At 71.3% G+C, this 19,138-nt stretch carries 15 protein-coding genes; 8 read left to right on the top strand and 7 right to left on the bottom strand.

Annotated features, from left to right (window positions below; genetic code table 11):
- Positions 1-190: 190 nt before the first annotated feature.
- Positions 191-1,558 carry a pectate lyase gene (locus ACWCO3_RS02560; RefSeq protein ID WP_450008110.1) on the top strand — a complete coding sequence of 456 codons (1,368 nt, stop codon included), beginning with the start codon at positions 191-193 and terminating at the stop codon, positions 1,556-1,558.
- Positions 1,559-1,600: 42 nt separating this feature from the next.
- Here ACWCO3_RS02560 and ACWCO3_RS02555 read toward each other — a convergent pair whose 3' ends face one another.
- On the bottom strand, positions 1,601-2,791 hold the full coding sequence (locus ACWCO3_RS02555) for a threonine synthase (protein ID WP_145785284.1): 1,191 nt from the start codon (positions 2,789-2,791) through the stop codon (positions 1,601-1,603).
- Positions 2,792-2,805: 14 nt separating this feature from the next.
- Positions 2,806-3,855: a DNA polymerase ligase N-terminal domain-containing protein gene (locus ACWCO3_RS02550; RefSeq protein WP_450008108.1), complete on the bottom strand. Its 1,050-nt coding sequence runs from the start codon at positions 3,853-3,855 to the stop codon at positions 2,806-2,808.
- 94 nt (positions 3,856-3,949) lie between these two features.
- Between ACWCO3_RS02550 and ACWCO3_RS02545 the strand changes: the two genes are divergently transcribed.
- From ACWCO3_RS02545 to ACWCO3_RS02530, 4 genes are all read left to right on the top strand, one after another.
- Complete coding sequence (locus ACWCO3_RS02545) at positions 3,950-4,738, top strand: aldo/keto reductase (RefSeq protein ID WP_145785282.1); 789 nt, start codon at positions 3,950-3,952, stop codon at positions 4,736-4,738.
- A gap of 126 nt (positions 4,739-4,864) precedes the next feature.
- Positions 4,865-5,017, top strand: a complete 153-nt coding sequence (locus tag ACWCO3_RS02540) for a hypothetical protein (protein WP_167524917.1) — start codon at positions 4,865-4,867, stop codon at positions 5,015-5,017.
- Positions 5,017-5,982, top strand: a complete 966-nt coding sequence (locus ACWCO3_RS02535; RefSeq protein ID WP_145785281.1) for a golvesin C-terminal-like domain-containing protein — start codon at positions 5,017-5,019, stop codon at positions 5,980-5,982. Before ACWCO3_RS02540 ends, ACWCO3_RS02535 begins: the two co-directional genes overlap by 1 nt.
- An 83-nt stretch (positions 5,983-6,065) precedes the next feature.
- Positions 6,066-6,659: a hypothetical protein gene (locus tag ACWCO3_RS02530; protein WP_145785280.1), complete on the top strand. Its 594-nt coding sequence runs from the start codon at positions 6,066-6,068 to the stop codon at positions 6,657-6,659.
- Between the two features lie 74 nt (positions 6,660-6,733).
- Here ACWCO3_RS02530 and ACWCO3_RS02525 read toward each other — a convergent pair whose 3' ends face one another.
- Positions 6,734-7,858, bottom strand: coding sequence for a GH12 family glycosyl hydrolase domain-containing protein (locus ACWCO3_RS02525; RefSeq protein WP_450008104.1), 1,125 nt, complete (start codon positions 7,856-7,858; stop codon positions 6,734-6,736).
- Positions 7,859-8,159: 301 nt separating this feature from the next.
- On the opposite strand from ACWCO3_RS02525, the gene ACWCO3_RS02520 reads away from it, so the two are divergent.
- Positions 8,160-9,266: an FAD-dependent monooxygenase gene (locus ACWCO3_RS02520; RefSeq protein ID WP_145785278.1), complete on the top strand. Its 1,107-nt coding sequence runs from the start codon at positions 8,160-8,162 to the stop codon at positions 9,264-9,266.
- A 130-nt stretch (positions 9,267-9,396) separates the two neighbouring features.
- The gene (gene ctaD / locus ACWCO3_RS02515; protein ID WP_145785277.1) at positions 9,397-11,157 is read left to right on the top strand and encodes an aa3-type cytochrome oxidase subunit I; all 1,761 of its coding nucleotides are present in this window, start codon (positions 9,397-9,399) and stop codon (positions 11,155-11,157) included.
- Between the two features lie 319 nt (positions 11,158-11,476).
- On the opposite strand, the gene ACWCO3_RS02510 is transcribed toward ctaD, so the two are convergent.
- The 4 genes from ACWCO3_RS02510 to ACWCO3_RS02495 are packed head-to-tail and all read right to left on the bottom strand — an operon-like array spanning position 11,477 to position 17,363.
- Complete coding sequence (locus tag ACWCO3_RS02510) at positions 11,477-12,724, bottom strand: MFS transporter (RefSeq protein WP_145785276.1); 1,248 nt, start codon at positions 12,722-12,724, stop codon at positions 11,477-11,479.
- Positions 12,725-12,764: 40 nt separating this feature from the next.
- A complete protein-coding gene (locus ACWCO3_RS02505) occupies positions 12,765-13,346 on the bottom strand; it encodes an isochorismatase family protein (protein ID WP_145785275.1) in 582 nt (193 codons plus the stop codon).
- A gap of 35 nt (positions 13,347-13,381) precedes the next feature.
- Positions 13,382-14,668, bottom strand: coding sequence for a nicotinate phosphoribosyltransferase (locus ACWCO3_RS02500; RefSeq protein WP_450008101.1), 1,287 nt, complete (start codon positions 14,666-14,668; stop codon positions 13,382-13,384).
- A 16-nt stretch (positions 14,669-14,684) separates the two neighbouring features.
- Entirely contained in the window at positions 14,685-17,363 is a 2,679-nt protein-coding gene (locus ACWCO3_RS02495) for a LuxR C-terminal-related transcriptional regulator (RefSeq protein ID WP_145785273.1), read from the bottom strand.
- 196 nt (positions 17,364-17,559) lie between these two features.
- Here ACWCO3_RS02495 and ACWCO3_RS02490 point away from each other — a divergent pair, with 196 nt between their 5' ends.
- Positions 17,560-19,110 carry a hypothetical protein gene (locus tag ACWCO3_RS02490; RefSeq protein ID WP_450008098.1) on the top strand — a complete coding sequence of 517 codons (1,551 nt, stop codon included), beginning with the start codon at positions 17,560-17,562 and terminating at the stop codon, positions 19,108-19,110.
- Positions 19,111-19,138: the final 28 nt, after the last annotated feature.

Here is a 19,138-nt window from a genome sequence, read left to right as displayed (position 1 = left end):
CTTGCGCAGTCCTAGCCTCGACACAGCGGGAAAGCCCTTTCCCAAGGTCTTTTCTCCCGCTTCACCCCGCTTCGGATCCGGGCATCCGACCCGGGGCACGCACCGATCCCAGACGAAGGCACCGCCGTGTCGACACGTCCCCAGGCGGGCCGTCGAGGGATCGCCACCACATGCGTCAAGGAGGACAACTGTGCAGAAGAGACGATCCCCCGGCCGACGACCACTCATGCTGGCGGTGGGCGCCGGCGTGACAGTGGCAGCCCTCGCCGCCGGCATGACCTCGGCCTTCGCGGCCACCGTCTTCAACGACGACTTCAACGACGGCAACACGTCCGGCTGGTCCAAGTCCGGCGGCACCTGGACTGTCGACGGCTCTGGCGTGCTCAACCAGTCCAACGCCGGCAGCGAACTGGCCCGGCAGTTCGCCGGCCAGACCAGTTGGACCGACTACTCCGTACAGGCCCGGGTCCGGCCGGCGAGCTTCGGCTCGTCCAGCGCCCTGGTCGGGTTGGCCGCGCGGTCTACCAGCAGCACCAAGATGTACCGGCTGGCCCTGCTCGGCTCCGGTCGCGCCGAGCTGCAGGCGGTCAACGGCAGCTCCGTCACCGCGATCGGGTCCGCGTCGCTGGGCGTCGGCACCGGCACCTGGTACACAGTGCGCATCGAGGCCAGCGGCAGCACCATCCGTGGCTTCGTCAACGGCACGCAGATCGCCTCCGGCAGCAACAGCCTGACCGGCGCGGGCCGGATCGGCCTGGTCACCGCGTACGCCAGTGGCGGCTTCGACGACGTGCTGGTCGACTCCTCCGGTGGTGGCACCCCGACCACGCCGCCGCCCACCACCACGCCACCACCCACCACCACGCCACCGCCGACCACTCCGCCTCCCGCAGGCTGGCCGACGCCCACGGGCAGCCAGAAGGTGGACGCCACGATCCCCGTGTCCGGCAGCTTCGACGGCGGGCTCAAGCGCTACTACGGCATCGGTGACGGCGGGCAGAGCGAGAGCCAGGACCCGATGTTCGAACTGGCCGCCGGCGCCACCCTCCGCAACGTGGTCATCGGTGCGCCGGCCGGCGACGGCGTGCACTGCGAGGGCAACTGCACCCTGATCAACGTCTGGTGGGAGGACGTCGGCGAGGACGCCGCCACCTTCCGGGGCGGCACCACGTACACCGTCGACGGCGGCGGCGCCCGCTCGGCCAGCGACAAGGTCTTCCAGCACAACGGCTCGGGCACCGTCTACATCAAGAACTTCCGGGTGGAGAACGCCGGCAAGCTCTACCGCGCCTGCGGCAACTGTTCGACGTCGTACCAGCGGCACGTGGTGATCGACAACGTGACCGTCCGGAACACCGACGCGATCGCCGGCATCAACACCAACTGGGGCGACACCGCCCGGTTCAGCCGGATCACCATCGTCGGCGACCCGGACCGGGAGACGTCGATCTGCGTCAAGTACAAGGGCGTACCGAAGGGCAGCGAGCCGACCGAGATCGGCGAGGGCGCGGACGGCGTCAACTGCCTCTACTCACCCTCCGACATCACCTACCAGTAGGCACCGCACGCCGGCACCCCGCGGCCCGCGGGGTGCCGGCTCTCACGCCAGCACGGGTACGCCGGACACGTCGACAGTGTCCGGATATTTCAGTCCCGCTCCGGTGTTGAGGACCACCACCCGTTCGCCGGCGCGGATCCACCCGCCGGCGCGCAGTTGCCGCGCCGCCGTCAGACAGGCCGCGCCCTCGGGGCAGAGCAGCAAACCCTCCCGGCCCGCGAACTCCCGAAGGTCGGCCAGCAGGTCCGCGTCGTCGACAGCCACGGCGGTGCCGGACGACTCCCGCAACGCCGCCAGGATCAGCTCGTCGCCCAGCGGGGCCGGCACGGTGATGCCGAACGCCACAGTGTGCGCGTCCTCCCACGGCTCCGCCCGGTCCGCCCCGGCGGCGAATGCCCGCACGATCGGCGCGCAGCCGGTCGACTGCACGGCCACCAGTCGGGGCAGCTTGTCACCGACCCAGCCCAGCTCGCGCAGCTCGTGCATCGCCTTGTGGATGCCGATCAGGCCGACACCGCCCCCCGTCGGGTAGATGATCACGTCGGGGACCTGCCAGCCGAGCTGCTCGACGATCTCGTACCCCATCGTCTTCTTGCCCTCGAGCCGGTAGGGCTCGCGCAGCGTACCGGCGTCGAAGATCGTTCCGTTCGACTCCGCGATCAGCTCGGCCACCCGCCGGCCGGCGTCGCTGATCAGCCCGTCGACCAGGCGCAGATCCGCGCCGGCGGCGACGCACTCGCGTCGGCAGATGCCCGGCGCCTCCAGCGGCATGACGATTGTCGCGCCCATCCCGGCCCGCGCGGCGTACGTGGCCCAGGCCGACCCGGCGTTGCCGTTGGTGGGCATGGCGATCCGCTCGACGCCCAGCTCACGGGCCCGGCTCACCCCGACCGCCGCGCCCCGTGCCTTGAACGAGCCGGTCGGGATCAACCCCTCGTCCTTGATCATCAGGTCCGTGATGCCGATCTCGGCGCCGTACGCGGGGGCGCGCAGCAGCGGCGTCCAGCCCTCACCGAGCGTCGTGACGTGCCGTGGATCGCCGACCGGCAGCAGCTCCCGGTAGCGCCACAGGTCGGCCGGGCGCAGCGGGAAGCGTTCCGGGGTGACCGCCTTCGCCACCGCCGGCAGGTCGTAGCGGGCCAGCAGTGGCGAGCCGCACTCGCAGAGGTTCTGCAACTGGTCGGAGGCGTGCTCGCGCCCGCAGCGCGGGCAGTCCAGGTGGGTCAGGTACACGTCGCTCCTCGCCGTCAGACCGCGTCGACGCTCAGCCAGTGCCGACTGCGCAGCCCCGGCTCGTAGACCGAGTCCAGCCGCTTGGCGACCACGCCCGGCAGGCCTTGCTCCTGCCCGGCGCGCAGGGCCTCGTCGCCCGCGCCGGGGAACCACGGCGGAGTCTGCCAGTGCGTACCCGCCAAGGCCAGCCCATCGAGCAGCTCCCGGCGTTGCGCGTACGGCACGTCGACGCTGCTCACGCCCTCCAGCCAGAGCAGGTCGACGACCAGGTACTGGGCGCCGGCGGGAACCCGGCTGCCGGTGGCCGGGCGGACCGGGCGCACCCGGCCGGCGCTGTCGATGCGCACCAGCACACCGTCGAGCACCGCCTCGGTGGGCGCGAGCGCCTCGGCCATGGCCCGCAGCCACTGATACCCGCCGGTGATCTCCTCGTCGGTCTCGGAGAGCAGCCGCAGCCGCCCACCGGAGACGTACGCCATCGCCCGGACCCCGTCCCACCGCAGCTCGTACCCCCAGGCGGCCCGGTCGCGGGGGAGCCTGGCGGCCGACGTGGCGTGCATCGGGCGGACCAGATCGGGCATCGGCGTCCATCCGGGCGGCGGCGGGTCGGTGCGCCGGACCATCCAGTCCCGGCCGCCGGTGGCGAAGAGGACGTAACGGCCGGCGGTGCGGTCACCGGAGAGCGTCACGATCACCTCGTCGTCACGCCACTTCTCGCACCGGTAGGTGCCCCGGTCGTGGATCAGCATCCGGCCGCCGCCGTACTCGCCCGCGGGGATCTCGCCGGCGAAGTCGAGGTACTCCATCGGGTGGTCCTCGGTGTGCACGGCGAGGTGGTTGCGGCCCGGGTCGCGGGGGAGGCCACGCGGCACCGCCCAGGACGCGAGCACCCCGTCGTGTTCCAGGCGCAGGTCCCAGTGCAGGCTGCGGGCGTGGTGCTGCTGGATGACGAAGCGGGCCGTGTCGCCGTCCGGGCCGGCGGCCGCGGGTCTCCGCTCCGGCACGGGCTCCGGTGTCCGGGCCGCGTCCCGTCGTCGCCGGTACTCCTCCAACCGGTCCGTCACACCCGCATTCTCCGGCAAACCGGACCGTCGCGCTGGACGCCGGAGTGTCCGGTTCGCTCGGCGGCAGAGGGCTCGGCGGGGTAGAACGGACCTCATGGACCTCACCGACCAGCCCGCCGCCCTGCTCCCCGGTGACGTGCGGATGCCCCTGCTCGGCTTCGGCACCTGGCAGGCCACCGGCCAGGCCGGCTACGACGCCGTGCTGGCCGCGCTCGACACCGGCTACCGGCACATCGACACCGCCACCGTGTACGGCAACGAGCGGGAGGTCGGCCGGGCGGTGCAGGAGAGCGGGCTGCGCCGCGAGGACATCTTCATCACCACCAAGCTCCCGCCGAACCGGGTGGGCCAGGAGCGCGCGACGTTGGAGGCCAGCCTGGAGGCGCTCGGTGTCGACCACCTGGACCTCTGGTTGATCCACTGGCCGCCGTCGTCGCCGACGGACAGCATCCCGCTGTGGCGCGAGCTGCTGGCCGCCCGCGACGAGAACCTGACCCGGGCGATCGGCGTCAGCAACTACAGCACCGGGCAGATCGACGAGTTGATCCAGTCGACCGAGGAGAACCCGGCGGTCAACCAGATCGAGTGGAGTCCGGCGCTGTACGACCGGCAGCGGCACGCCGAGCACCGGGACCGGGGAGTGGTGCTGGAGGGGTACAGCCCGTTCAAGACCAGTGACCTCAGCGACCCGGTGCTGACCAGGATCGCGGCGGCGCACGACGTCTCCCCGGCGCAGGTGGTGCTGCGCTGGCACATCGACCACGAGATCGTGGCGATCCCGAAGTCGGTGACGCCGGAGCGGATCACCGCCAACTTCGACGTCTTCCACTTCTCGCTGACGGCGGAGGAGATGCGCGACATCGACGCGCTCGGCGACGCCTGACACGGTGGTTTCCTTCAGTCATCGCCTTGGCGATGAAGGGTATCGACATCGACGTTCGTGACGGTATAGCGTGCCCGTCATCACGATCGTCGATCCGTTCGTGCCCGCCGTCGCTGGAGGATCGCCATGACCCGATCACCATCCATCCGTCTACGCCGCCGCGGGGTGCTCGGCATCCCCGCCCTGGTGGTCGCCGCGTTGACAGTCGCCGCCCGCCCCCGGCCGGCGAACGCCGCACCGCAGGCCGAGTGCCTCGCCGACCTGCTCCAGGACGCCTGATGGCGACCATTCCCTGGCTCGTCGACGTGCTGCGCGGCGCCGGGGTCCAGGTCGTCGTCGAGGGCGACTGGCTCAACCGGATGCGACCCGGCTCCTTCGACCCGATCGGTGTGCTCTGGCACCACACCGCCTCCACCAGTAGCGCCAGCAACCCGCACCCGGCGCTCGGCATCTGCATCAACGGCCGGTCCGACCTGCCCGGGCCGCTGTGTCAGGCGCTCGTCGACTACAACGGTGTCTTCCACGTCATCTCCGCCGGCCGCTGCAACCACGCCGGGGTCAGTGGTGGCAGCGGGCCGATTCCGTCCGGGGACGGCAACACCCTGATGATCGGGTGGGAGATCGACTACAACGGCGTCAACCAGGAGATGACCGCCGCGCAGTACAACGCGTCGATCGCCGCCACCGCCGCCGTGCTCACCCGCCTCGGCCGCGACAGCAGCTACGCCCGCGGGCACCGGGAGACCAGCACCACCGGCAAGATCGACCCCTCCTTCATCGACCTCAACGTGATGAGGGCCGACGTCGCGGCGAAGATGGCCGGCAGCGGCACGGCGTGGTCCTCCACGGTGGACAACACCACCGCCGGCCGGTTCACCGCCAGCGCCAGCTGGGGTGTCTCGACCTACTCCAGCCAGCGGTACGGCGCTGACTACCGGTACGCCGACCCGGTCGCCGCCAGCGACCCCGCCTGGTACCGGTTCAACGTGCCGGCGGCCGGCAACTACCGGGTCGAGGCATGGTGGCCGACGAACAGCGGCTACAACAGCGCCACCCCGTACATCGTCGCCACCAGTTCCGGCAACCGGACCGTCTACGTCGACCAGCGGGCGACCGGCGGGCAGTGGCGGGTCCTCGGCACGTTCGCGCTGCCGGCCGGTGACGCCAACCGGGTGGCGGTGAGCCGGTGGAGCAACGCCACCGGTCTGGTCATCGCCGACGCCGTACGCCTCACCCGGGTCTGACCGCATCCGCCGCCCGACAGAATCGGGCAGCGGATGTCGGATCGTTGATCTAAGGTCATCGCTCCGCCTCAGTAAGGAGCAACGTGATCCGCTTCCGCACCATCCTGGCGACCGGCATGACCGTCGCCGCGACGGTCACTCTGTTTGCCGGCCCGGCGCAGGCCGCCGACAGCGTCAGCCGCCACGCACACGCCCACTTCGACGGCGACGGCAGCATGTTCGTCGACGTGAGCCGGCCTGCGGTCGGCGACACCGTCGTCGACGTCGAGTGGCAGAAGAGCACGTGTGGCGTCACCGACGGCGTGTACGGCTGTGACAGCGTCTCCCGCCGCGCGTACGACGTGCCGGTCACCCGTTTCTCGTTCTCGTTGACGGGCGCGAAGCTCACCGCGACGGTGCCCTACCAGGAGTCTCGGCAGCACTGCGACGTCGTCGACGGCGACGAGATCTGCGGCGAGCGGCAGGAGAGCACGGGCAGCACCACTCTCAAGGTCACCTGGGTGGCCAACGACGAGCCGCTCCAGCGCGAGCGGTGGACGGGGGAGGACGGCACCGTCCACATCACCACGTCCGCCTGGACGACCGTCTCGGGCAGCGGCTTCGGCAGCACGTACGACGATCCGGCGACCAGCTTCGGCAAGCTGTCCCGGACGCGGAGCATCCCGCCGGCCGTCTGAGCAGACCGGGACCGACACCGGGGCCGTGCGGTGGTGACCACCTGATCGCCACCGCACGGCCCCGGCCGTGTCGCTCAGTTGCGTGAGCAGGTCGCCCCGTTGAGCGAGAAGCTGCTCGGCGACGAGTACGACCCGTTCAGGGTCCCCTGGTAGCCGAAGCTGGCCGTGCCACCGGGCGCGATGGACCCGTTGTGACCGACGTTGCGGGCGGTTACCGCGGAGCCGCTCTGGCTGACCGTGGCGTTCCACGCGTTGGTGACGGTCTGCCCGCTGGGCAGCGAGTAGTTCAGCGTCCAGCCGTTGATCGCGCTGGACCCGGTGTTGGTCACCTGCACGTCGGCCGTGAAGCCGTTGTTCCACGAGTTCGCCGTGTACTTCACCGCGCAGCTCGCGCCACCGCTCGGCGGCGGCGTGGTCGGCGGCGGGTTGGTGGGGTTGCCACCGCCGTTGACGTTGGCCGAGAACGAGGTCACCGCGAGGCCGACGCCACCCTGCCACGGCTCGAAGCCGGCCTGGATGCTGGTCAGGTACCAGGAGTTGGTGATCGCGCCACGGTTGCGGGTGTCGTTGATGAAGTCCAGCACGCTGAAGTTCAGGCTGGAGATCGCGGACGACGCGACGTAGGAGATGACGTTGTTGGAGCCGTTGCTGCCCCGCCAGACCTCCCAGGTGCGGCCGGCCAGGTTGACGCTGCCGACCACCGAGCCGATGGGCTGGATCGGGCCCTGCCGGTTGAGCCAGATCATGATCTCCATCTGGTTCACGCCGTCCCGCTTGGGCGACGGGTCCAACCAGATGTCGTACGACGCGTTGTAGGTGGCGCCGCTGACGTACCGGTAGGAGATGCTGCTGGTGGCGCTGCTGATCTGACTCACCTGGATCGGCAGGTTCGTGCCGGGGGAGCAGTTGGTGTAGTGACAACCGAAGAACACCGAGGGGTACGCCGTGGGCGCCCCGTTGGTGGGGCTGCTGCCGTTCAGCGTGGTGATCTCGAAGCCGTTGTTGGTGACGTTGATGCACTGCTGGGCTGTGGTGCCCCAGCGGTTGTTCTGCACCACGTAGCGACCCTGGATGGTGGTCGAGCCGTACTGCTCACAGATCAGGGTGTCGGCGGAGGCGGTGCCGCCGAGGGCCACGGCCACCAGTGAGCTGGTGAGGAGGAGCCCGGCGGCGGCCAGGGCCCGAAGTTGACGTTTCATGACGCTCCTTGACTCGGCGCGTGCCGGGCGCCGGATGTGGTGGGGTGGTGCGGGAGCGCTCCCACGCTCAACGACACATTTACATGCTTGAAACTAAGGCGCAACTGCATGCGTCAAACTGGCGAATTGTGAGGATTGCCACGCCCCCGCTGGACGGCTGTCAGCCGACAGCCAGCTAAGCGACGCGAACCGCCGACGAGCCCTGTCGAGACGGCCGATTGGGGCCTGGTGTGGGGCAATAGCTCCGAGTAGCGTGTTGCCTCCAACGCGTTCCGCTCCCCCTCCGGAGGCGTACACCACCATGGGTGGCTCCCCCCTGCGCATCCTCGTCGTCGGCGCGGGCATCGCTGGCCTCGCCGTGGCCCGGGCGCTGCGCCTGGCGGGCTTCCGGCCGGACGTCACCGACAAGCTGCCGCCGGGAGAGTCCACCGAAACCGGCCTCTACCTGCCCGGCAACGCCGCCCGCGCGCTGCACCGGCTCGACCTGCACGACCCGGTCCGTCCGCTCGGGCAGGTGATCCACCGGCAGCACTTCTTCGACGCCGCCGGCGCGCACCTCTGCGAGGTGGACCTCGACACCCTCTGGGCGGGTGTCGGCGAGTGTCGTGCGTTGCCCCGGGCCGACCTGCACCGGGTGCTGCTCAGCGGCGCCGGCGGGGCCGTCCGGCACGGCGCCGAGGTCCGCACCCTGGAGCTGCTGCCCGGCGCGGTCGGCGTCACCTTCACCGACGGCACCACCACCGAGTACGACCTGGTCATCGGCGCCGACGGACCGCGCTCCTCGGTGCGGGCGCTGGCCGCGCTCGGAGGGCCGCCCCGGCCGGTCGGGCAGGTGGTCTACCGGGCCGTGCTGCGGGACGGCCCACCGGTCACCGAGTGGACCGCCCTGCTCGGCCAGCGCTCCGGCTTCCTGATGGTGCCGATCGGCGCCGGGCGACTGCACCTGTACGCCGACGAGGCCGGCACCGAGGAGCCCGCCGAGCCCCTCGCACGGTTGCGTGAACTCTTCGCCGACTACCGGGGCCCGGTGCCCGAGGTGCTCGCTGCCCTCGACGAGGTGCACGTCGGGATCACCGACGAGGTGGAGCTGGGCCGCTGGCACCGGGGACGGGTGCTGCTGGTCGGCGACGCCGCGCACGCCACCGCGCCGACGCTCTCCCAGGGTGCGGCAATGGCACTGGAGGATGCGGTGGTGCTGGCCGAGTCGCTGCGCGCCGCCAACAGTGTCGACGCGGCCCTGGTCGCGTACGAGAGTCGTCGCCGTCCGCGTACCCGATGGGTGCGGGACCGGACCCGAGACCGCAACCGGACCAGGGACGTGCCGCCGGCGCTGCGCGACCCCCTGCTGCGCGGACGCGGCGGCCGGATCTTCGGGGAGCACTACCGGTTGCTGCTCGGCCCGCTGTAGACCCGTTGTAGATCGTGTCACGCCACCCCACGCGGCGCTGCGACCTGCCGGGGACTATCCTCCTTGCGGATGACGGCCCGCCGATAACCAGCGTGTGCCGAGCGGGACAACCGAGAACCGGAGGCCACTCGTGACCACCGTCGCACCCAAGCCGGTCGTGACCCGGCCCTGGCCGGTCCGGGAGCCGGTCAAGGGGTCGGCCTTCGCGCGGCTGCTGCGAACCACGGACGCGAAGCAAATCGGGATCATGTACATGATCACCGCGTTCGTGTTCTTCATGATCGGTGGCCTGATGGCCCTGATCATGCGGGCTGAGCTGGCCCGACCCGGGCTGCAGTTCCTCTCGCCCGAGCAGTACAACCAGCTCTTCACGATGCACGGCACGATCATGTTGCTGTTCTTCGCGACGCCGATCGTGTTCGCCTTCGCGAACTACATCGTGCCGATCCAGATCGGCGCGCCTGACGTCTCCTTCCCCCGGCTGAACAGCTTCGCCTACTGGCTGTACCTGTTCGGCGGCACGATGGCGACCGCCGGGTTCATCACCCCGGGCGGGGCCGCCGACTTCGGCTGGTTCGCGTACGCGCCGCTGAGCAGCGTCGAGCACTCGCCGGGCGTCGGCGCCAACATGTGGATCATGGGTCTGGCCATCTCCGGTCTGGGCACCATCCTCGGCGCGGTGAACATGATCACCACGGTGCTGACCCTGCGCGCGCCCGGCATGACCATGTTCCGGATGCCGATCTTCACGTGGAACATCCTCGTCACCAGCCTCCTGGTGATCCTGGTCTTCCCGCTGCTGGCCGCCGCGCTGTTCGCGCTGGCCGCGGACCGTATCCTCGGCGCCCACGTGTACGACCCGGCAACCGGCGGGCCGATGCTCTGGCAGCACCTGTTCTGGTTCTTCGGGCACCCCGAGGTGTACATCGTCGCGCTGCCGTTCTTCGGCATCATCAGCGAGGTCATCCCGGTCTTCTCCCGTAAGCCGATCTTCGGTTACAAGGGTCTGGTCGCCGCGACCGTGGCGATCGCCGCGCTCTCGATGAGCGTCTGGGCGCACCACATGTTCGCCACCGGCCAGGTGCTGCTGCCGTTCTTCAGCTTCCTGAGCTACCTGATCGCCGTGCCGACCGGTATGAAGTTCTTCAACTGGATCGGCACCATGTGGCGGGGCCAGATCAGCTTCGAGACGCCCATGCTCTGGGCGGTCGGCTTCCTGGTCACCTTCCTCTTCGGTGGTCTGACCGGTGTGCTGCTGGCCAGCCCGCCGATCGACTTCCACGTGTCGGACTCGTACTTCGTGGTGGCGCACTTCCACTACGTGCTCTTCGGCACGATCGTGTTCGCGGTGTTCGCCGGCATCTACTTCTGGTTCCCGAAGATGTTCGGCCGGATGCTCGACGAGCGGCTGGGCAAGGTGCACTTCTGGCTCACCATGATCGGCTTCCACACCACCTTCCTGGTGCAGCACTGGCTCGGCAACGAGGGCATGCCCCGTCGGTACGCCGACTACCTGCCCGGTGACGGCTTCACCACGCTGAACATGATCTCCACGATCGGCGCGTTCATCACCGGTATCTCCACGCTGCCGTTCATCTACAACTGCTGGAAGTCGTACAAGACCGGCCCGGTGGTCGAGGTGAACGACCCCTGGGGTCACGGCAACTCGCTGGAGTGGGCGACCAGCAGCCCGCCGCCGCTGCGCAACTTCGACAAGATGCCCCGCATCCGCTCGGAGCGGCCGGCGTTCGACGCGAAGTTCCCGGAGTTGGCCGCCGGCGGCCAGAGCCTGGCCGGCCCGCCGGAGGGCGGCTCCAAGCCGCTCACCAGCGAGTCGGACGGCGGCGCAAGCTACCGCGAGGACACCGCCAGCGACATCGACAGGCACTGACGCTCAAACTCGGCAGTACGACGGGCGCCGCCCCCGGGACCACTCCGGGAGCGGCGCCCGTCGCCGTGTGCGGGGTCGGCCTGCTCTCGTTCTACCTCGGGTGCCGTCCAGCCTGGCGGCTGCCGGGGACCATGTCCTGACGAGCGTGATTCCGCTGTGGCATCTTGATTCCGCTGTGGCATCGCGGTCCCCGGGGTGCACGCCCGTCGAACGACGGTAGGGCCACCGAACGGCAACGGTGCGACGATGGGCGATCAGCCCCGCCCCACACGACGGTCGGCGATGTCGTACCGCCGGGGGTTGGTGTGCGGGTGACCTGTCAGTGGGCAGCGGGGGTGAGGTCGGCCTCGACGGGCGAGCCGGCGGTCGCGGCCTTGCGGCGGCGGCGCAGCTCGATCGGGAGCACCACCAGGGTGACCAACGCGCCGAGTGCTCCGGTGACCACGAAACCCCAGAGCGGCGAGCTGGCGTCGATCACCGCGCCGGCGAGCGGCGCGCCGATCGCGATGCCCACGGTGACCGCCGACCCGTGCAGTCCCATCGCCTCACCGCGTACCTGGGCGGGGACCAGGCGGCTCACCGCGTCGGAGCCGGCCGCGATGGTCGGGGCGCAGAGCGCACCGGCCGGGATCAGCGCCAGGCTGAGCAGCCACCAGTGCGCACCACCCAGCCCGACCGGGATGGTGCACAGGGCCAGCGCGGCGGTCAACGCCAGCGGGGAGAACGAGCGGTGCACAGCTCCGTAGGCGAACCCGCCGGCGAGAGAGGCGACCGCCCAGATGGCCAACACCGCGCCGGTCCAGCCCACCTCGCCACTGGCCCGCAGCACCGCGACCACCGCCACGTCGGTGCCGCCGAGCACCAGGGTCGCCGCGGCGCTGAGCGCCAGCACGGCGAGCAGTCGGGGAGTCAGCCACTCCCGGCGACGTACCGGCTGTGGTGGGCCGCTCGGCTCAGCGGTGGCCTCCCGGATCGGCGGGTTGACCACCCACAGGGCGATCCCGGCGGCGACGATGCCTCCGCCGACCAGGTACATGGTGGTCTGCGCGGAGATCGCGGTGACCAGGGCGACGGCCAACGCCGGGCCGATCATGAACGACAGCTCCACCGACATGGAGTCCAGCGCGTACGCCGGACGGCGTTGGTCCTCCGGTACCAGCGCGGCGATCGACTGACGGACCACGGAGAAGATCGGCAGGGCCAGCGAGCCGGCCACGAAGGCAAGCGGCAACAGCAGGGGGTACGACAGCGACGGCGCGATCGACCAGAAGATGGCCTCGGCGACGCCGGTGAGCACCAGCACCGGGCGTAGGCCCCGCCGGTCCACCAGTCGGCCGAGGATCGGCCCGCCGATCGCCGCGCCCACTGTGACGGCCGTGCCCACCAGGCCGGCGGCTCCGTAACCTCGACCGAGGTCGAACACCACGTGGAAGGTCAGCGTCACCCCGGTCGCGGTGAGCGGGATGCGGGCGAGGACAGCCACCACCAACAGCGACCGCAGGCCGGGCAGTGCGAGCGCCTGCCGGTAAGGCTTCATGTTCACGTGGGTCCGTACCTCCGGCGACATCCTCGACGGAGGGCGCCCCGATGGCCAACCATTTACGCCCTCATGCGGCAGTGATCACAGGATCCCCGTGCAGAGTCACCCCGGCGCCCTCCATCGCGCGCAGTGCCACGTCGGTGGTCGCCGGGGCGACGGCGGCGGTCAGCTCCAGCAGCACGGTGGTGGCGAACCCCTCCCGTGCGGCGTCCAGCGCGGTCGCCCGTACGCAGTGGTCGGTGGCAATGCCGACCACGTCGACCCGGTCGACGTCGTGCCGGCGCAGCCAGTCGGCCAGGCACTCGCCGTCGGCGGCGTGCCCCTCGAACCCGGAGTACGCCGCCGCGTGCTCGCCCTTGTGGAAGATCGCCTCGACCCGGGCGGTGTCGAGTTCCGGGTGGAACTCCGAGCCGCTGGTGCCGACCACGCAGTGCCGGGGCCAGGACTCCACGAAGTCCGGCGGATCGCCGAAGTGAGCGCCCGGGTCGACGTGGTAGTCCTTGGTGGCGACGATGTGTGTCCACCGGTCCGGATCGTTGGCGAGCAGCCGGGAGATGCCCGAGGCGACCCCCGCGCCGCCCGGGACGGCCAACGAGCCGCCCTCGCAGAAGTCGTTCTGCACGTCCACGATGATCAGCGCGTTGGCCATCGGGGTTCCCTTTCCAGATCAATCGGTGGGAGGTTTCAGTCAGCGGGCACGACGGTGACCGGCACGGCGGGGTCGCCGGCCGACAGCTTCAACCCCTCCCACGGGATGGAGATCAGGCATTCGCGCAGGTGCTCCCGCGACTGGTCGAGGGTGGGCAGCGACACCGGCTCGCCGCCGACCACGTACGAGTGCTGGAGCATTCGGTCGTTCGGCTTCCGGTCCGGCACGCCCTGCGGGACGATGATCTCCTCGGTGGCGGTGCCGGTCGGCTTGTGCCGGCGGACCGCTACCTTCCGGCCGCCGATGGTGGCCTTGTGCTCGGAGCGCTTCACCACCGGCCGCCCCTCGACCTCGACGAGCTTGTAGACCAGCCCGGCGGTCGGCGCTCCGGAGCCGGTGACCACCGCCGTGCCGGCGCCGTACATGTCCACCGGTTCGGCGGCCAGCGCGGCGATCGCGTACTCGTCGAGGTCACCACTAACGATGATCTTCGTTTCGGTGGCGCCCAGCGAGTCGAGCAGCTCGCGGGACTGCTGGGCGATCACCGCCAGGTCGCCCGAGTCGATCCGTACCGCCCGCAGGTCCGGCCCGGCCACCGCTATCGCGTTGCGGATGCCCTGACTGATGTCGTACGTGTCGACCAGCAGCGTGGTGTCCCTGCCCAGCGTGGCGACCTGCGAGGCGAACGCCGCCCGCTCGTCGTCGTGCAGCAGGGTGAACGCGTGCGCCGCCGTGCCCGCCGTCGGGATGCCGTAGCGCGCACCGGCGGCGAGGTTGGACGTGAACCGGAACCCGGCCAGGTACGCGGCACGCGCCGCGGCCACCGCGGCCTCCTCGTGCGCCCGACGCGATCCCATCTCGATGAGTGTCCGGCCCCGCGCAGCGGTCACCATGCGGGCCGCCGCAGCGGCGACAGCGCTGTCGTGGTTGAGGACGGAGAGCACGAGTGTCTCCAGCACCACGCACTCGGCGAATCCGCCGGAGACGGTGAGGATCGGTGAGCCGGGGAAGAACAGTTCACCCTCGGCGTACCCGTCGATGTCGCCGGTGAAGCGGTAGTCGGTGAGCCACGCCGCGGCTGACTCGTCGACCACCCCGGTCTGGCGGAGGAAATCGACCTCGGTGGGGTCGAACCGGAAGTCACGGATCAGATCGACCAGCCGACCGGTACCGGCGACCACGCCGTACCGGCGACCACTGGGCAGTCGGCGGCTGAACACCTCGAAGACACACCGGCGGTCGGCGGTGCCGTCCCTCAGTGCCGCGCTGACCATGGTCAGCTCGTAGTGGTCGGTCAGCAGCGCGGGTCGGTGGTTGCTCACCGCCCCAGCCTAAGGTTCAGCCCGCGTCGCCGCCTTCGTGGCCCGGGATCGAGCGCAGCGCGGCCCACAGTTCGGCGCGGCCGGTCACGCCGAGCTTGGCGTAGATCCGCTGGAGGTGGTTCTCCACGGTGCGTGCCGACAGGTACAGCCGTTCGGCGATGGCCCGGCTGGGCGCGCCGTGCGCGGCGAGACGGGCCACCTGCCACTCCCGCTCGGTGAGCACCGGCGCGCCCGCGTGCAGCGCCGGCGTCCGGATCGAGTCACAACGCCCGAGCAGCCCGGCCAGGCGCTCCCGGGCGTCGTTGGCCGCCGCCGAGTGCTGCCGGCGCAACCGCTGCACGGCCTGGGAGGTGGCCTCGGCCGCGTACACGGTCAACTCCAGGGCGGCATAGTCGTCGGCGACCGCGAGCAGGTCGGTGGCGGAGTCGGTCACCGCGGCGCGGGCGTGTCGGGCCAGCAGCGGCGGAAGTACCCCGTCGACCCGTTCGGACAGCTCGGCGAGGCGCTGGGCGACCGTCCGGCGGCCACCGTCGGAGCAGGTGGGACCCACCGGCATGCTCGCCTGGTCCAGTCGCACCAGGTCGTGCAGGACGTGCACCTCGTGCCCGGCGAAACCGTCCGCGCGCAGCCGGTCCACCAGGTCCCCGAGGTGCTTGACCGCGCCCGGCAGGTCGCCCGACGCGGCGATGGCGGCCCCCCGAGCCTGCTCCAGCCACGGGTAGAGCACCGCCATGCCCGGCGCGTGGGTGCGGTCCGCCTCGGCCATCGCCGCCGTCGCCTGCGCGGCGTCACCGCGCAGCGCCGCTGCCTGGGCGCGCTCCGCCTGGGCCAGGCCGGCGTAGACCCGGCTGGTGGCCAGCACCGCGCACGCGCCCAGGGCCGTCCGCATCGCCGCGTCGCTCTGCCCACGCATCCGGGCCGCGTACGCCTGGAGGATGGCGAGGTAGCCCGTGCCGAGTCGGAAGTCACCGGCACCGGCGAGGTCGGCGAACTCGTCGGCCACGATCGCGTCGATGCCGGCCAGGTCGCCGGTGAGCATGAGCCTGGTGCCCCGGGCCAGTTCCAGTGCCAACTGGAGGTACGGCATGTCGGTGCGCCAGTTGGCGGCAGCGGAGTGCACCTGGGCGATAGCCGTACCGCTGCGGTTGAGTTGGCCCTGCGCGGCCTGCACGTACGCGATGGTGGAACGCGCCAGCTCGCGGGCGGCGACGCCGGCGGCCGGCCGGTCCAGTACGCGTTGGCTGAGCCGCACGGCGGTTGCCGTGTCCATCCCGTGCAGGCGCATGATCGCCTCGAACGCGTGCACCCGGGACCGGTCCGCGGAGTCGCTGAGTTGCTCGACGCGGCTCGCGATCTCCTCCACCGTGGACTGTCGACTCAACCCCCAGTAACTGACCATCCCGCGCACGGTCAGCCAGCGGCAGAGTCGCCGCTCGTCGCCGGGCTCGGGGGTCACCGTGTCGAGGACCCCGATCGCCTCCTCGGGCCGGTCGGCGAACATCAGGATGGTGGCCAGCAGCTCTGCCGCGTCGGAGCCGCCGTCGGCGTTGAGCGCGGCGCGTGCCAGGCGGGTGGCCAACGGCACGTCGTAGCGGGTGAACGCCTGGACCGCGGCATCGACCAGCAGCGCCGGGTCCTGTGCGGTGCCCGAGTCGAGTCGCCAGACCGCCACCCGCAGCAGGTCGTCGCGGCGGCGCTTGCCGACCTGTTCGAGCAGTTCCGCGAGGTTCGCCTGGAGGCGGCGGGTGCGGCTGACCGGGCAGCGGCGGCGCATCACCTCGCCGTAGAGCGGGTGGGCCAACCGGACGTCGGTCCGCCGGTCGTGCTGGATCACACTGATCAGGCCGCGTTCCTCGGCGGTCTCCACGTCCGCCTGGTCGGCGGCCTGTTTGAGCAGGTGCAGGCCGAGCGGTTCGCCGAAGGCCACCAGCTCGACGACCGCACGGACGCCGTCGGTGAGCTTGCCGACCCGGGTGTCGATCAGATCCGTGAGGTTGGGCGCCAACTCCAGTCGCCCGGTCCACTTCCAGATCCCGTAGGTGCGCTTCAACTCCGCGCTGCCGCTGGCGGCGTGCACCAACTCGCGGAGCAGCAGCGGGTTGCCGGCCGACAGTTCCCCGAGCCGGTCGGCGGAGCCGGAGTCCACCGGGCCACCCAGGATGGCCGCCAGCAGGCCCGCCGTCTCCTCCTGCGGCATCGGGCTCAGTTCGACGTGCTCGACCAGGTCGTCGGTCCAGAGTGCGCGGATCGGCAGCGGGATCTGCTCGCCGTCGCGCAGGGTGCCGAGCACTGTGGCGTTCTCCGCGCGGGCGACCAGGTGCACCAGCGCCGCCGAGGGCGGGTCGAGCAGGTGGGCGTCGTCGATGGCGAGCACGATGCGTCGGCCCGCCGCCTGCTGTTGCAGCACGTTGAGCGCCCAGCGCAGAATGCCGGCGGGGGAGAGGCCCTGAGGCTGCTCGGCGGGGAGGACCTGCACCAGACCGCCGAACGGCAACGCGGCGGTGGTGGCGCTGGCCGCGATGGACCAGATCGCGAACCGGTCGGTGGGCAACGCGTTGACGCCCTCGCGCAGCAGTCGGCTCTTGCCGATGCCCGCGCTGCCGCTGAAGAAGAGCCCTCGGCCGGCCTCGCCGGTCACCGCCGCCAGCAGGCGGTTCAGCTCATCTGTCCGGCCGACGAACTCCCACCGACTCATCCGCGCAGCATATCGACCGGAATCCGTCTGCGCCCGTACCGTCACCGAACGAAGTTGAGTAGTCGCACAATTACCGATGAGTATCCGATGTGTTCCGCCCGGTCGCTGGCCCGCACGTACTGTTCGGACATCCGGGGTGCGCACCGGATCTTCCACGCGACCGGGCAACCGGTCACCTGCCACGGGAGGTCACCTGATGAAGCAGGGCCCTCTCCCCTCGGTCGACTCGCCGGACGACATGGCCGGCCCAGCCGACCTGCCCACCTGCGGCCCGCTGCCCGCCCGGGTCGGCGTGACCGGCCCTGCCCCTGAAGAGCCGCTCGGCGTGGTCGCCGTCGGCCCGGCCGGCGCCGACCGGCGTGCCGTGCTCGCCACCCTGCTCGGGCTCGACCCGGTCATGCTGACCGTGCCGACCGGCAGTTGGCTGGTGGTGCGCAACGCCAAGGTGCCGACCCGGGCCGCGTTCGTGCCCGGTTACCGCCAGCCGCACTCCTACGGCGCCGACCGCAACGCGGCCGGGCCCGCGTTGGCCCGCCCGCCCCGGCGTGTCGAGCTGAGTGTGCCCGAGCCGCTGCTGCGCCACTTCACCCTGATCGACAGTCCGGACACCGCCACGCTCGGCGTGGCCGGCACCCGGGTGCTGCTCGACGCGGTGGGCCGGGCCGGCGCGCTGCTCTTCGTGATCGCCGCCGACCAGGCGTTCACCGCCGCGGAGCTGAACCTGCTCACCGAGGTTGCCCCCACCTCGGTGGAGGTCGTCTTCGCGGTGACCCCCGGTGGGGCGGGTTGGGCACCACTGGCCGACGGCGCGGCGACTACGGAGGGCGCGGGGGCGTCCGTCCCGCCGGCCGAGGGTGCGGCGACGGAGGTCGACTCGGCCTCGGTGACCGTGGCGGCACACCGCGCGGCGCTGCTGGCCGCGGTGCCCGCGCTGGCCGGCGCGCGGTGGTTCCCGGTCGGTGACGCCGACTCCGCCGCCGATCTGCGGCGCGCGCTGGTGGGTTGGTCGTCGCGGGAAGGGCTGCAAAGGGCCAGTGTCGACCCGCCGGTGTTGCCGGGCGGGCAGGGCCGCATCCCGGTGGCCGCCGACCCCGGCGACTGGTCCGAACGACTCGACCGCCACACCCGCTCGTGCGCTCAGCGGATCCGCCAGCACCTCGCTCTGGAGTTGGCGAACATCCACCTGCGGGCGGTCCAGGAGATCGTGTTCGGGGTCGGCTGCGCGGGCCTACCGGATCTACTGGACCGGGAGATGGCGGCGTTGTCGTTGTTGGCCACGGCGCAGTGCGACCAGGCGGTGCGCGGCATCATGACCGACGTCGTGGGCCGGGTGCTCGCCGCGCCTCCCACCGAAGGCGTGCGACGGCGGATCGCCACCGCCGTGCAGTACGGCCTGGTCGACGACCAGCCTGGCCACGAACTGGACAAGGTGCTGCTGATCACCAGCACAGCCGGGGTCGCGACGTTGACCGGCCCGGAGGCGATCGACGCCCTCGCCAGCTACCCGGCGGCAGCCCGCGCCGAAGTGCTCCCGCCGGTGGCGGTGGCGCTCTCCGGCGGGTGCTGGCAGCAGTGGCGTACGCCCGGCAACGACGACCACAGTGCGGCGCGGGCCTGGTCCCAGCGGGCGGTGCGGGAGGTCGAGCTGGGGCTGTCCCGGGAGATCTCCCGGCGGTTCGAGGTGATCCGCCTCTCGCTGGGCGCGGTGCTCTCCGATGCAGTCGACCACGGCATCCTGCTCGCCTGACCGCGCGGTGGCACCTCGGTCCGGGTTG

It is taken from the genome of Micromonospora sp. NPDC002411 (assembly GCF_053592955.1).
This window is presented reverse-complemented; position numbering and strand designations above follow the sequence as displayed.

What these genes read in the sequence shown, in the direction of transcription:
- ACWCO3_RS02545 (WP_145785282.1), top strand. Translation starts at nt 3,950, where the DNA reads ATGGACCTCACCGACCAGCCCGCCGCCCTGCTCCCCGGTGACGTGCGG.
- ACWCO3_RS02540 (WP_167524917.1), top strand. Translation starts at nt 4,865, where the DNA reads ATGACCCGATCACCATCCATCCGTCTACGCCGCCGCGGGGTGCTCGGC.
- ACWCO3_RS02535 (WP_145785281.1), top strand. Translation starts at nt 5,017, where the DNA reads ATGGCGACCATTCCCTGGCTCGTCGACGTGCTGCGCGGCGCCGGGGTC.
- ACWCO3_RS02525 (WP_450008104.1), bottom strand. Translation starts at nt 7,858, where the DNA reads ATGAAACGTCAACTTCGGGCCCTGGCCGCCGCCGGGCTCCTCCTCACC.
- ACWCO3_RS02520 (WP_145785278.1), top strand. Translation starts at nt 8,160, where the DNA reads ATGGGTGGCTCCCCCCTGCGCATCCTCGTCGTCGGCGCGGGCATCGCT.
- ACWCO3_RS02510 (WP_145785276.1), bottom strand. Translation starts at nt 12,724, where the DNA reads ATGTCGCCGGAGGTACGGACCCACGTGAACATGAAGCCTTACCGGCAG.
- ACWCO3_RS02505 (WP_145785275.1), bottom strand. Translation starts at nt 13,346, where the DNA reads ATGGCCAACGCGCTGATCATCGTGGACGTGCAGAACGACTTCTGCGAG.
- ACWCO3_RS02495 (WP_145785273.1), bottom strand. Translation starts at nt 17,363, where the DNA reads ATGAGTCGGTGGGAGTTCGTCGGCCGGACAGATGAGCTGAACCGCCTG.
- ACWCO3_RS02490 (WP_450008098.1), top strand. Translation starts at nt 17,560, where the DNA reads ATGAAGCAGGGCCCTCTCCCCTCGGTCGACTCGCCGGACGACATGGCC.